This window comes from Curtobacterium aurantiacum (assembly GCF_018598555.1).
GTDB lineage: Bacteria > Actinomycetota > Actinomycetes > Actinomycetales > Microbacteriaceae > Curtobacterium > Curtobacterium aurantiacum.
Genome location: NZ_JAHEWN010000010.1, coordinates 1 through 12,395, shown reverse-complemented (window position 1 = coordinate 12,395; position 12,395 = coordinate 1). Strand labels below are relative to the sequence as shown.

Annotated in this window: 11 protein-coding genes; 5 read left to right on the top strand and 6 right to left on the bottom strand. The window is 69.3% G+C overall.

Annotation, left to right across the window (positions count from 1 at the left end; all coding sequences use genetic code 11):
- Positions 1 to 87 precede the first annotated feature (87 nt).
- Positions 88 to 819, bottom strand: coding sequence for a deoxyribose-phosphate aldolase (deoC, locus tag KK087_RS10200; protein WP_214530320.1), 732 nt, complete (start codon positions 817 to 819; stop codon positions 88 to 90).
- Between the two features lie 43 nt (positions 820 to 862).
- Between deoC and KK087_RS10195 the strand changes: the two genes are divergently transcribed.
- From KK087_RS10195 to KK087_RS10180, 4 genes are all read left to right on the top strand, one after another.
- Positions 863 to 2,395: an SDR family oxidoreductase gene (locus tag KK087_RS10195; protein WP_250900998.1), complete on the top strand. Its 1,533-nt coding sequence runs from the start codon at positions 863 to 865 to the stop codon at positions 2,393 to 2,395.
- A complete protein-coding gene (locus KK087_RS10190) occupies positions 2,392 to 2,976 on the top strand; it encodes a GDSL-type esterase/lipase family protein (RefSeq protein ID WP_214565027.1) in 585 nt (194 codons plus the stop codon). Before KK087_RS10195 ends, KK087_RS10190 begins: the two co-directional genes overlap by 4 nt.
- Positions 2,976 to 3,419 carry a DUF6804 family protein gene (locus KK087_RS10185; RefSeq protein WP_214565026.1) on the top strand — a complete coding sequence of 148 codons (444 nt, stop codon included), beginning with the start codon at positions 2,976 to 2,978 and terminating at the stop codon, positions 3,417 to 3,419. The genes KK087_RS10190 and KK087_RS10185 overlap by 1 nt, the downstream gene beginning before the upstream one ends.
- A gap of 118 nt (positions 3,420 to 3,537) precedes the next feature.
- Positions 3,538 to 5,091, top strand: a complete 1,554-nt coding sequence (locus tag KK087_RS10180) for a stealth family protein (protein ID WP_214565025.1) — start codon at positions 3,538 to 3,540, stop codon at positions 5,089 to 5,091.
- Positions 5,092 to 5,518: 427 nt separating this feature from the next.
- Here KK087_RS10180 and KK087_RS10175 read toward each other — a convergent pair whose 3' ends face one another.
- The 5 genes from KK087_RS10175 to ctaE form a co-directional block, all read right to left on the bottom strand.
- Complete coding sequence (locus tag KK087_RS10175; RefSeq protein WP_214565024.1) at positions 5,519 to 6,478, bottom strand: phosphodiesterase; 960 nt, start codon at positions 6,476 to 6,478, stop codon at positions 5,519 to 5,521.
- Between the two features lie 184 nt (positions 6,479 to 6,662).
- Positions 6,663 to 8,351, bottom strand: coding sequence for a cytochrome bc1 complex cytochrome b subunit (qcrB, locus tag KK087_RS10170; RefSeq protein ID WP_214565023.1), 1,689 nt, complete (start codon positions 8,349 to 8,351; stop codon positions 6,663 to 6,665).
- Positions 8,351 to 9,415: a cytochrome bc1 complex Rieske iron-sulfur subunit gene (gene qcrA / locus KK087_RS10165; protein ID WP_214530314.1), complete on the bottom strand. Its 1,065-nt coding sequence runs from the start codon at positions 9,413 to 9,415 to the stop codon at positions 8,351 to 8,353. The genes qcrB and qcrA overlap by 1 nt, the downstream gene beginning before the upstream one ends.
- A 33-nt stretch (positions 9,416 to 9,448) precedes the next feature.
- A complete protein-coding gene (gene qcrC, locus KK087_RS10160; protein ID WP_214530313.1) occupies positions 9,449 to 10,258 on the bottom strand; it encodes a cytochrome bc1 complex diheme cytochrome c subunit in 810 nt (269 codons plus the stop codon).
- Positions 10,259 to 10,279: 21 nt separating this feature from the next.
- A complete protein-coding gene (gene ctaE, locus KK087_RS10155; protein WP_214530312.1) occupies positions 10,280 to 10,918 on the bottom strand; it encodes an aa3-type cytochrome oxidase subunit III in 639 nt (212 codons plus the stop codon).
- 70 nt (positions 10,919 to 10,988) lie between these two features.
- On the opposite strand from ctaE, the gene trpD reads away from it, so the two are divergent.
- Positions 10,989 to 12,044 carry an anthranilate phosphoribosyltransferase gene (gene trpD / locus KK087_RS10150; RefSeq protein WP_110891652.1) on the top strand — a complete coding sequence of 352 codons (1,056 nt, stop codon included), beginning with the start codon at positions 10,989 to 10,991 and terminating at the stop codon, positions 12,042 to 12,044.
- The last annotated feature ends 351 nt before the right edge of the window (positions 12,045 to 12,395 follow it).

Sequence of the window (12,395 nt, the reverse complement as noted above, 5' to 3'; positions counted from 1 at the left end):
GTGGTGCAGCCGGGTCGGGTTCGCCGGACCGGTTCGGCCCGGTCGTCCGGTCGTCTCGACCGGCCGAGTCGGCCCGGTCGCGTCGGTTCAGTAGGACGAGGTGTCGTCACCGAGCGTCGACGCGGCGCCGGTCTCGGCGCGGTGCGCGACGTCGTCGAGGATGCGAGCCGAGGCACTCGTGCCGATGCGGTCCGCGCCCGCCTCGACCATCTCGAGCAGGGTGTCGAGGCCGCGGACGCCGCCGGAGGCCTTCACGCCGGTGTCGGCGCCGACCGTGCGACGCATCAGGGCGATGTGCTCGGCCGTCGCACCGCCGCCGGCGAACCCGGTCGAGGTCTTCACGAACGCGGCACCGGCGGTCTGTGCCGCGCGCGATGCGGCGACGATCTCGTCGTCGGTCAGGAACGCGGTCTCGAGGATCACCTTGACGACGGTGTCGCCGGCGGCGTCGACGACCGCACGGACGTCCTGCTCGACGCGCTCCCAGTCGCCGGACTTCGCGGCGCCGATGTTCTGCACCATGTCGAGCTCGAACGCACCGTCGGCCAGGGCCTGCAGCGACTCGGCGACCTTGGCCGCGGTCGAGGTGGTGCCGTGCGGGAAGCCGATCACGGTCCCGACGCCGACGCCGGTGCCGTGGAGACGCTCGACGGCGTGGGCGACGTCACTCGGACGGACGCAGACGCTGAAGACGCGGTACGCGGCGGCTTCGTCGAGCTGGGCGTCGACGTCCGCGCGGGTGAGTTCGGGCTTCAGGATCGCGTGGTCGATGAGGCCGCGGACGGCATCGGCGGTGACGGGGAAGGCTGCGTTGTCCACCCGGCAAGCCTACCCGTCAGGCGTGCCGCGTAGCGTGCAGGGCATGCAGGTCCTCGTCACCGGCGCCACCGGCTACATCGGTGGTCGTCTCGTCCCTCGTCTCCTCGAAGCCGGCCACTCAGTGCGCGTGTTCGTCCGCAACCCCCGGAAGCTCCAGGACGTCCCCTGGAGCAGCGACGTCGACGTCGCGGAAGGCGACCTCCAGGACGCCGATGCGGTGCGCGGCGCCGTCGACGGGGTCGAGGCGGTCTACTACCTGGCGCACGCGATGGGCGCCGACGGCGACTTCGAGTCGGCCGAGCGCGAGGCCGCGCAGACCATCGCACGCGAGGCGAAGGCGGCGGGTGTGGGCCGGTTCGTCTACCTGGGCGGGCTGCACCCGGACGGCGACCTCTCCAAGCACCTCCGCAGCCGCAAGGAGGTGGGGGACATCCTGATCGGTTCCGGTGTGCCGACCGTGGCGTACCAGGCCGGGGTCGTCATCGGCTCGGGCAGCACCTCCTTCGAGATGATCCGGCACCTCACCGACGTCCTGCCGTGGATGCCCGCTCCCCGCTGGGTCCGCAACCGCATCCAGCCGATCGCGGTCCGCGACGTCCTGTACTACCTGGTGGCCGCGCTCGACGTCCCCACCGACGTCAACCGCACCTTCGACATCGGCGGCCCCGACGTCCTGCGCTACGGCCAGATGCTGAACGGGTACGCGGTCGAGGCGAAGCTCCCGCAGCGCCCGATCACGGTCCTGCCCGTGCTCACCCCGCGCCTCGCCGCGCACTGGTTCAACGCCGTCACGCCGATCCCGCGCAAGCTCGCGACCCCGATCATCGAGTCGCTGCAGTTCGAGTGCGTCCAGCGCGAGCACGACATCGACGACGTGGTGCCGCAGCCCGAGGGCGGGCTCACCTCGTACCGCCGGGCCGTCCGGCTCGCCCTGAACAAGATGCGGAGCGGGCAGGTGCAGACGAGCTGGCGCAGCGCGACGCTCTCGAGCGCCTCGGCGGACCCGATGCCGAACGATCCGGACTGGGCGGGCCACACCGTGTACGTCGACGACCGGAAGCGGCACTCCAACGCCTCCGCCGAGGACGTCTGGCGTGTCATCGAGTCGATCGGCGGCGAGAACGGCTGGTACTCGTTCCCGCTCGCCTGGGTCGCCCGCGGCTGGATGGACAAGATCGCCGGCGGTGTCGGCCTGAACCGCGGTCGCCGTGACCAGCAGCGGCTCGAGCAGGGCGACGCCCTCGACTGGTGGCGCGTCGAACGCCTGGAGCGCGGTCGCTACCTGCGGCTCCGCGCCGAGTTCAAGTCACCCGGTCGCGCCTGGCTCGAGATGACGGTCACACCGAACCCCGACGGCGGCAGCGACTACCACCAGCGGGCGATCTACTTCCCGCAGGGACTCGCCGGTCGGCTGTACTGGTACGGCATCCTGCCGTTCCACGGGATCATCTTCCCCGGTATGGTCGAGCGCATCACCGCCGCCGCCGAGCGGGAGTCCGACCACACCGAGTCCACGCAGCGCAACCGCACGCAGCAGACCGGGACCCCCGAGCCGGCGCACGAGGAGGCAGCATGACCGACGACCGCAGCCCCGTCCTCTTCCTGGGGGACAGCATCACCGAACAGGGCGACTGGGACACCTGGCTCCCCGACGAGCAGACCCTGAACCAGGGCATCGGCGGCGACACGACCGACGGCGTGCTGACGCGCCTCGACGCCGTGGTCGCCGAGCAGCCCGAGGTGATCGTGTTGCTCATCGGCACGAACGACTTCGGCAACCACCGGGCGAGCGCCGAGCACGTCGTCCGGAACGTGGAGACCATCCTGGTCACGCTCCGCCGTGAGCTGCCGGGCGTCCGCCTCCTGCTCGTCTCGATCCTGCCGCGGCAGGCCGAGTACGCCGCGAAGATCGAGCAGGCCAACCGGCACCTCCGCCAGTTCGTCGCCACCTGCCACGCGCAGTACCTCGACGCCTGGCCCGCCCTGGCCGACGGCGACCACCTGGACGACCGCTTCACCGAGGACGGCCTGCACCTGACCGAAGAGGGCTACCGCGCACTGGTCGGTGAACTGGTCCCGGCGCTCGAGCGTGTCCGCGACCTGCCGCCGATGTCGCGGTCGATCCAGGCGATCGACCTCGACGGCTCCGCAAACTGATGGCCGCTCGCAAGGGACGGCCCCCGGTGGGGTCGTCCCAGCACGGCGTGCCCGCGGGGTCGCCACGACCGGCCGCCGCCGCCGCACCGGCCGACCGTGCCCGCGAGACACCGCCGTTCACCCGTCCGGCACTGGCGCCGTCGCTGATCGCGGCGATCGTGCTGCTGTCGTGCGTCGCCATCGTCGACTCGTCGGGCTTCGTCTTCGCGCGCTGGGGTGTCACCGTGCTCGCGCTGATCGTGCTCGTGTTCGCGATCCGCGGCCGGACCTGGTGGGCCGCACTCCTGATGGCGGCCGTGGCGGTCTGCTGGAATCCCCTCGTCACCGTCCCGATCCCGGGCCAGGTGTGGGCGGGACTGCAGCTGGTGGCCGCCGCGCTGTTCATCGTGGTGGGCATCGTCGTGAAGGTGCCCCGCGAGACGGACGCACCCCGGGCCTCCTGACCGGCCTGCTGCAGCGCTCCCGCACGGCCGTCGCGCCTGCGAGCACCGTCGGGCGCGGGCGGACGGTAGGATCGGGAGGTCGGGTACAGGACCCGGCCGCACGACCCGAAGGGCATGGATGAACGACGAGACCGAGCCGGTGACCGAGAGTCCTCTGCTGAACCCTCGACCGTCCTCCGGCGGTCTCGACCGATCCGACGTCGTCGTCCGCAAGGGGCGGCTGACCCTGATCAACGGACACCTCACGCCGCAGCAGTCGATGATCGAGGACCTGCTGTTCCTCGACGACGCGCTCACCGCGGCTGATGTCGACCACCTGCTCATCCGGGGCAACGACCAGCGTCCGGTGATCGCCCTCGACGAGCGCGACCGCCAGCGTGCGGAGAGCGCCGTGATGTCCGCGGCCGTCAACGAGCCGTTCTACGCGAAGCCGCCGGGCAAGCCGGCCGTGCTCGTGCAGGACGACGGGCTCGGCTCCGTCGAAGAACCCGTGCTGCGCGTGTTCCGTCCCCGCCTCGAGCCCCTCGGACGCCTGCGCTACGGCGCTGAGACGAGCGTCCAGCTCGAGTTCTGGCGGGTCACCGACACCGAGGTCCTCGCTCCCGTCGAGAACGCCCTCATGCGCCGCAGCCTGCCGATCGACGAGTTCGTGCTCGTCGACATCGAACGGTACGGCCGAACCTGGCGCACCGTCGAGCACATGTTCGACGACCACGTCTCGGACATCCGCTTCCCGATCGACATCGTCTTCTCGTGGGTCGACGGCAACGCCGTCGAGTACCAGCGGGCCCGTCAGGCTGCGCAGTCGAACGCCGTCCTGGGTGAGGGCGACGACGCTCCCGCCCGGTTCCGGCAGATCGACGAACTGAAGTACGCGCTCCGTTCGGTGCACACCTTCGCGCCGTGGATCCGTCAGATCTACATCGCAACGGACTCCCCGGCGCCGCACTGGCTCGCCGAGCACCCGAAGGTCCGGATCGTCCGCAGCGAAGAGTTCTTCGCCGACCCGTCCGTCCTGCCGACGCACAACTCGCAGGCCGTCGAGTCGCAGCTGCACCACATCCCGGGCATCAGCGAGCACTTCATCTACTCGAACGACGACATGTTCTTCGGGCGCCTGACCGACCCGTCGATGTTCTTCAGCCCGGGGTCGGTGACGAAGTTCATCCTCGCCACCACCCGCATCGGGCTCGGTTCGAACAACCCGGCGCGCAGCGGTTTCGAGAACTCCGCCCGGGTCAACCGTCGCCTGCTGCAGCAGCGCTTCGGCGCGGTGACGACGCGGCACCTCGAGCACGCTCCGACCCCACTGCGTGCCTCGATCATGACCGAGATGGAGCACGAGTTCGCCGCCGAGTTCGCGTCGACGGCAGCCTCGCGCTTCCGTGCTGCGGACAACATCTCGGTGACGAACTCGCTGTACCACTACTACTCGCTCCTCACCGGTCGGGCGATCGTGCAGGAGACCGCCGACGTCCGCTACATCGACACCACGATGCAGTCCGGGCTCCGCTCCCTCGACGAGCTGCTGAAGAAGCGGAACGCCGACTTCTTCTGCCTCAACGACGGCAGCTTCCCGGAGGTCAGCGACGAGGAACGTACGCAGCGCGTTACCGACTTCCTCGAGCGCTACTTCCCGTTCCCCGCGCCGTGGGAGCGCCCCACCGTCTAGGACGCGCCAGCGGCCTGCTGGGAGCGTCCCAGCGCTCAGGACGCGCCAGCGGCCTGCTGGGGCGCTCCGGGCGAGCCTGCGAGCCCGGCGCCGGAACCCAGCCACGAGGTTCAGACGCACCCGCACGCTCCACCGCCCGCTCCACCGGTCACGACACACCGCCACCCCCACGCCGAGCGGTCGCAAACCGCCGACTCCGCCTCCCGCGACCAACACAACGTGACCACGCGACGCAGCACCCGCGGTGTGTCGCGACCACCTCGACGGCCGGGAGGCGCGAGTCGGCCCCGCCACGGGCCTCCCGACCGTCCGGCGGGTAGTCCACCGCCCCGGTGCGCGCCCCGGACACACCCGTCCCGCTTGGTGCGCAGAAGAGGTCGGGTCCGGATGACGGACCCGACCTCTTCTGCACTCGAAGTGCGCGGCGCTAGCGGTGGATGGGGGAGACGGGCACCGAGTCCAGCGTGAACACGGGGATGCTCGAGGTGACCGGAGCAGGCTCGACCGCCGCGGGGATCGTCACACCGTGCGCCGCGAGCTTCGCCTCGGTCTCGGCGGCCGAGACCGGCTGCCCGACGGTCGCGTAGTGCCCGATCGGCACCACCGAGTGGACGACGTTGCGGCCGTAGACGTGCACGAGGTTGAACGACTGCGCGCCGTCCCGCCCACGCGTTCCGCCCTGGTACTCCGTGAGGTCCTGGGTGTAGCAGGTGGCGCTGGCGACGGACACCGGGACGCCGGCGAACACCGCACTGGTCGAGTAGTGCAGGTGCCCGGCGATGATGGCGAGGACGTCGCTGCCCTCGACGACCTCGGCCAGGGCCTGCTGGTCGCGCAGTTCGACGAGGACGGTGAGGTCCTGCACGCTCGGCACGGGCGGGTGGTGCATCGCGAGGATCGTGCCGTGCGGGGCCGCCTCGGACAGGACCTCGGCGAGCCAGTCGAGCTGCTCGGGGGAGACCTCACCGTGGTGGTGGCCGGGCACGCTGGTGTCCAGGGTGATCACGCGCAGGCCGTTGACGTCGTAGACGAAGTCCACCGGGCGATCGGTGGGCTGCAGGCCGAAGAGCTCCTGGCGGAAGGCGCCGCGCTCGTCGTGGTTCCCCATCGCCCAGATCACCTGCGCACCGATGCGCTCGGCGGCCGGCTCGAGGATCTCGCGCACCCGGGCGTACGCACCCGGCTCGCCCTTGTCGGCGACGTCGCCGGTGACGACGATCGCTTCCGGGCGCGTGCCCGAAGCTTCGATGTCGGCGACGATCTCGGTCAGGCGAGCGGCGGAGTCGACGTCGCCGTACAGGTTCCCACCCCCGGAGACGAGGTGGGTGTCGCTGAGGTGGAGCAGGAAGTGGTTCGGCCTGGGGTGTTCGGCCGTCCGGCTGTCCATCGGGGTCTCATTCCGTTGGCGGATGCGTGGTGCAACACGTTGCCACACCGTCCTGGACGAGTCCAGCACGCCGGAGTGAACCAGCCGTGAACTGGGGGCGGCGTGTTGAGGCGAGACGGGGAAACCCCCCGCCCACGAAGTGGACGAGGGGTTTCCCTGTTTCTTGCCGAGGAATGTCGCAGTGTCAGTGATCGCCGGGGCCGACCTGGGGTGCCTGGTGGCTACCCTCGAGGTCCGGGCCGTGGTGCGCGGCGTGCGCTGCCTCGAGCTCGGCCTTCGAGACCGGCTCGATGCGGTCCTCGAAGAAGAAGCGGGAGACGCCAGCGCGGACCTTCTGCAGACCGGTGATCTTGCCCTTGGCGTTCGGGCGGATCATCAGCGGCTTGTACTCGTTGAACTGCAGCAGCTTCCACCGCTCGTACTCGTCGAGCTGCTCGTGCACCTCGATGTACTCGCCGTGGGGGAGTCGGACGATACGGCCCGACTCGTAGCCGTGCAGGACGATCTCGCGGTCCTTCTTCTGGAGGGCGAGGCAGACACGCTTCGTGATCCAGAAGGCGATGAACGGGCCGAGGACCGTCGTCGCCTGGATCACGTGGATCACGTGTTCGATCGACACCATGAAGTGCGTCGCGATGATGTCGGACGAGGCGGCGAACATCAGGCTCAGGTAGAGCGTGATGCCGGCGGCGCCGATCGCGGTGCGCGTCGGAGCGTTGCGCGGGCGGTCGAGGATGTGGTGCTCACGCTTGTCTCCGGTCACCCACGACTCGAGGAACGGGTACATGAGGATGGCGACGATGAGAGCGACCAGGACGGCGATCGGCACGAGGATGTTGAACGACACCGTGTAGCCGAACCACACGACCTCCCAGTGCGGCGGCACCAGACGGAGCGCACCGTCGGCGAAGCCGATGTACCAGTCGGGCTGGGTACCGGCGGACACCGGGGACGGGTCGTACGGGCCGTAGTTCCAGATCGGGTTGATCGTGAACAGCGACGCGATGAGGGCGAGGATGCCCGCGACGATGAAGAAGAAGCCACCGGCCTTCGCGGCGAACGCCGGGAGGATCGGGACACCGACCACGTTCTCGTTCGTCTTGCCCGGACCCGCGAACTGCGTGTGCTTGTTGATCACGACGAGGACGAGGTGGACACCCAGAACAGCGACGAGGATCGCCGGCAGCAGCAGGATGTGCAGCGTGTACAGGCGGCCGACGATGTCGGTACCGGGGAACTCGCCACCGAAGAGCAGGTAGGCGATCCAGACGCCGATGACCGGGACGCCCTCGATCATGCCGACGATGATCCGGAGACCGTTGCCGGAGAGCAGGTCGTCGGGGAGCGAGTAGCCGGTGAAGCCCTCGGCCATGGCGAGGACCCAGAGCAGGAATCCGAAGACCCAGTTGAGCTCACGCGGCTTGCGGAAGGCACCGGTGAAGAACACGCGGGCCATGTGCAGCATCACCGACGCCACGAACAGCAGGGCTGCCCAGTGGTGGATCTGTCGGACGAAGAGCCCGCCACGGATGTCGAACGAGATGTCGAGCGTGGACTGCAGGGCCGTCGACATCGCGACGCCCTTGAGTGGCACGTACGAGCCGTTGTAGACGACCTCGGTCATCGACGCCTGGAAGAAGAACGTCAGGAAGGTCCCGGAGAGCAGCACGACGACGAAGCTGTACAGCGCCACCTCGCCGAGCATGAAGCTCCAGTGGTCCGGGAAGATCTTGCGGCCGACTTCCTTGACGAGACCCGAGATGCTGGTGCGCTCGTCGATGTAGTTGGCGACCCCGCCGATGATGCGGGATCCGCGCTCCGGCGCCGGCTTGTTCGTCGACGTGTTCGGTGCGGTGGTGGTGGTGCTGCTCATCAGCGTTCACGCTCCCAGAAGGACGGTCCGACCGGCTCGTGGAAGTCGCTCTGGGCAACCAGGTAGCCGTCGTCGTCGATCGCGATCGGAAGTTGGGGGAGGGGGCGTGCTGCCGGACCGAAGATGACCTCGCAGTTGTTCGAGACATCGAAGGTGGACTGGTGGCACGGGCACAGCAGGTGGTGCGTCTGCTGTTCGTAGAGCGCGACGGGGCAGCCGACGTGGGTGCAGATCTTGGAGTACGCGACGATGCCGTCGTAGCCCCAGTTCTCGTGGCCCTTGGACGGGTTGAGGTCCTTCGGGTCCAGGCGCATCAGGAGGACGGAGGCCTTCGCCTTCTCTTCCAGCATGTGCTCGGACTCGAGCATGCCCTCGGGGATGACGTGGAACACCGACCCGATGGTGACGTCGGAGGCCTTGATCGGCAGACCCGTCGGGTCCTTCGTCAGGCGCAGGCCCTGCTTCCAGAAGGTGTGACGGAGCAGCTCGTTGGGGTCCTCGGCCGGAGCGAGGTCACGGACCAGGACGATGCCGGGGAGCGGGAACGCGGCCAGGGCACCGATCATCGAGTTGCGGATCAGCTTGCGACGGCTGAAGCCGGACTCCTTGTCGGCGAGCTGGAACGCCTCGACCGCCTTGGCGCGGGTCTCGTCGGTGCCGCGGGTGCCGTGACGGAGCTCGGTGATCTCACGATCGACGACGAGCGACTTCGACCAGTAGACGGCGCCGAGGCCGAGGGCGAGGAGCGCGAGGGCGATCGACAGGCCCAGGAAGAGGTTCGCGGTGCGGACCGTCCCGAAGTCGCTCGGGTCGATCGGGAAGGCGACGTACGCCGCGATCGACAGGACGCTGCCGACGATCGACAGGTAGAAGTAGGCGGCGACCTGGCGCTCGGCCAGACGCTGCTTCTTGGGGTCGACGTCGGTGCGACGCGGGCGGTGCGGCGGCTCGCCCGGGTTCTCGAACGGGTCGGCGGGGAGGACCGCGATCCCGGGGGAGGTGGTCGTGCCGTGCTTCTCGACAGCCGAGGACGAGTTCAGCGTCTCGTCGTCGTGCTCTGCCATGGTGTTCCCTTCAGTGTCGTTCGACACGGACGATCAGTTGGACTTCGCGGTCAGCCAGACGGTCATCGCGACGACCGCGCCGAGTCCGAAGATCCAGATGAACAGACCCTCGGCGACCGGCCCCAGGGAGCCGAGTGCGAAGCCGCCGGGGGACTTGTTGTCCTGCACGTACTTCAGGTACGTGATGATGTCGGCCTTCTGCTCCGGCGTCAGGTTCAGGTCGTTGAAGACCGGCATGTTCTGCGGGCCGGTGAGCATGGCCTCGTAGATGTGCTTGCCGGAGACCGTCTCGAGGTTCGGGGCGTACTTGCCCTCCGTCAGCGCACCGCCAGCGCCGGCCACGTTGTGGCACATGGCGCAGTTGATGCGGAACAGTTCGGCGCCTTCGGCGGCGTCGCCTTCTTCACCGTTGGTGAGCTCGGCGGACGGGACCGACGGGCCGGGGCCGAGGGAGGCGACGTACTGGGCCAGGGCGTCGACCTGCTCGTCCGTGAACTGCGCGGGCTTCTCTTCGGCCTGCGGGCCCTGCGCCGCCATCGGCATGCGGCCGGTGCCGACCTGGAAGTCGACCGACGCGGCGCCGACACCGATGAGGGACGGGCCCTCGCTCGTGCCCTGCGCGGAGAGACCGTGGCAGGTGGCGCAGTTCGATGCGAAGAGCTTCTCGCCCTCGTTCACCTGCGACTGGCTCGAGGCGGCGACGGTGCTCGTGCTGTCGTCGGCGTTCGCCGTGGAGCTGAACAGTGCGTACGCGCCACCGGTGGTCATGAGACCCACGACGATGAGCGACACGGTCGCCATCGGTGAACGGCGGCCCTTCTTGGACTTGGTTCTGTTGAACATGTGCTGGGGGGTGTCCAGTTCCTACTTGAGAAGGTAGATGACGGCGAAGAGGAAGATCCACACGACGTCGACGAAGTGCCAGTAGTACGACACGACGATGGCGGTGGTCGCTTCCTTGTGGCCGAAGTTCTTGGCGGCGAAACCGCGGCCGAGCGTCAGCAGGAAGGCGATGAGGCCGCCGGTCACGTGCAGGCCGTGGAACCCGGTGGTCATGTAGAACGCCGAGCCGTACGCGCTGGAGGAGAGCGTCACGCCCTCGTGCCAGAGGTTGGCGTACTCGAAGATCTGGCCGCACACGAAGATCGCGCCCATCGCGTAGGTGACGAAGAACCACTCCGTCATGCCCCAGTGGCGCGGGTTCCAGCTCGTCCGGTGCACCTGGAAGCGCTCCGCTGCGAACACCGCGAACTGGCAGGCGAAGCTGGACAGCACCAGGATGATCGTGTTCACGGAGGCGAAGGGCACCTCGAGCTTCGCGGTCTCGGTCGCCCAGAGCTCAGGGGACGTGCTGCGGAGCGTGAAGTAGATCGCGAACAGGCCGGCGAAGAACATGACCTCGCTGCCCAGCCACACGATCGTCCCCACGGCCACGGCGTTCGGCCTGTTGAGGGCCGGACCGCTGGCTGATCTGGAGAGAGAGGTGCTAGTCACGTCCACCATTATGGCCGAAACCCCCGACAGTGTTTTCGCAGGAGACTGGCGGGTCTCTCGAATTCACTACGATCGAGCCATGCCTGATGCACTTTCTTGGCCAGCGGTGATCAGCGCGCTCATGGCGCGCGAGGACCTGACGATCAGGCAATCCACATGGGCCATGGAGGAGATCGTCCACGGGCGAGCCACCCAGGCGCAGATCGCCGCCTTCGCCGTGACCCTCCGCGCGAAGGGCGAGACCGTCGACGAGGTCGTCGGCTTCCGCGACGCGATCCTGGACGCCGCCGTCCCGCTCGACGTCGACCCGATGGCGCTCGACATCGTCGGGACGGGCGGCGACGTGGTCGGCACGGTGAACGTCTCCACGATGGCGGCCATCGTGATCGCCGCAGCCGGGGTCCCCGTCGTCAAGCACGGCAACAAGGCCAGCTCGTCGAAGTCCGGGTCGAGCGACGTGCTCGCCGCCCTCGGACTCGATCTCACGATGGACGCCGCGCGTGTCGCGGACACCTTCCGGCGTGTCGGGCTGACCTTCGCGTTCGCCAACGCGTTCCACCCCGGTTTCGCCCACGCAGGCCCGGTCCGCCGGGAGATCGGGGTGCCGACGGTGTTCAACTTCCTCGGGCCGCTGGTCAACCCCGCACGGTGCGAGGCCAACGCTGTCGGCGTCGCCCAGCTCGACCTCGTGCCGATCATCACGGGCGTGTTCCAGACGCGCGGCGCGACGGCGCTCGTGTTCCGCGGGGACGACGGCCTGGACGAGCTGACCACCACCGGGCACAGCCACATCTGGGAGGTCACCGGGGGGCGCGTGACCGAACACGACCTCGACCCGCGGGACCTCGGCATCGCCCGAGCGCGGACCGAGGACCTGCTCGGCGGCGACCCCGAGCACAACGCCGCCGTCGTGCACCGGGTGCTCGCGGGGGAGACCGGACCCGTCCGCGACATCGTCCTGCTGAACGCCGCGGCCGGCCTCGTCTCGTTCCGGCTCGCGCAGGACCCGAACGAGTCCGACCGGCCCATCCTGCAGCGCTTCCGCGAACAGCTCGTCGTCGCCGCCGAGGCGATCGACTCGGGCGCCGGTGCGCGCAAACTGGCTGATTGGGTCGGCGCAGCTCCCGCCGCGTAGTCCACGCGGCCCCGCGCACCGCGCGCGGTGCGTCACTCGGTGCGAGCCTGGCGGCCCGGTGCTGCGCTGCGAGCGCTCACCCGGCGGTCACCGCTGCACCCGGTGACCAACACCGCACCGTGCCGTACCCGCAACCCCGTGCCCGACTGGAGGCCCGTGGCAGGCCCCGCGCCGCGCCTCCAGTCCGCACCGTGCGCGGTCTGTGCGATCCCGCACCGTGCGCGGTGCGCCACTCGGTGCGAGCCTGGCGGCCTGGTGCTGCGATGCGAGTGCGCACCCGGCGGTCACCGCTGCACCCGGTGACCAACACCGCACCGTGCCGTACCCGCAACCCCGTGCCCGACTGGAGGC

What these genes read in the sequence shown, in the direction of transcription:
- KK087_RS10195 (WP_250900998.1), top strand. Translation starts at nt 863, where the DNA reads ATGCAGGTCCTCGTCACCGGCGCCACCGGCTACATCGGTGGTCGTCTC.
- KK087_RS10190 (WP_214565027.1), top strand. Translation starts at nt 2,392, where the DNA reads ATGACCGACGACCGCAGCCCCGTCCTCTTCCTGGGGGACAGCATCACC.
- KK087_RS10185 (WP_214565026.1), top strand. Translation starts at nt 2,976, where the DNA reads ATGGCCGCTCGCAAGGGACGGCCCCCGGTGGGGTCGTCCCAGCACGGC.
- KK087_RS10180 (WP_214565025.1), top strand. Translation starts at nt 3,538, where the DNA reads ATGAACGACGAGACCGAGCCGGTGACCGAGAGTCCTCTGCTGAACCCT.
- KK087_RS10175 (WP_214565024.1), bottom strand. Translation starts at nt 6,478, where the DNA reads ATGGACAGCCGGACGGCCGAACACCCCAGGCCGAACCACTTCCTGCTC.
- qcrB (WP_214565023.1), bottom strand. Translation starts at nt 8,351, where the DNA reads ATGAGCAGCACCACCACCACCGCACCGAACACGTCGACGAACAAGCCG.
- qcrA (WP_214530314.1), bottom strand. Translation starts at nt 9,415, where the DNA reads ATGGCAGAGCACGACGACGAGACGCTGAACTCGTCCTCGGCTGTCGAG.
- qcrC (WP_214530313.1), bottom strand. Translation starts at nt 10,258, where the DNA reads ATGTTCAACAGAACCAAGTCCAAGAAGGGCCGCCGTTCACCGATGGCG.
- ctaE (WP_214530312.1), bottom strand. Translation starts at nt 10,918, where the DNA reads ATGGTGGACGTGACTAGCACCTCTCTCTCCAGATCAGCCAGCGGTCCG.
- trpD (WP_110891652.1), top strand. Translation starts at nt 10,989, where the DNA reads ATGCCTGATGCACTTTCTTGGCCAGCGGTGATCAGCGCGCTCATGGCG.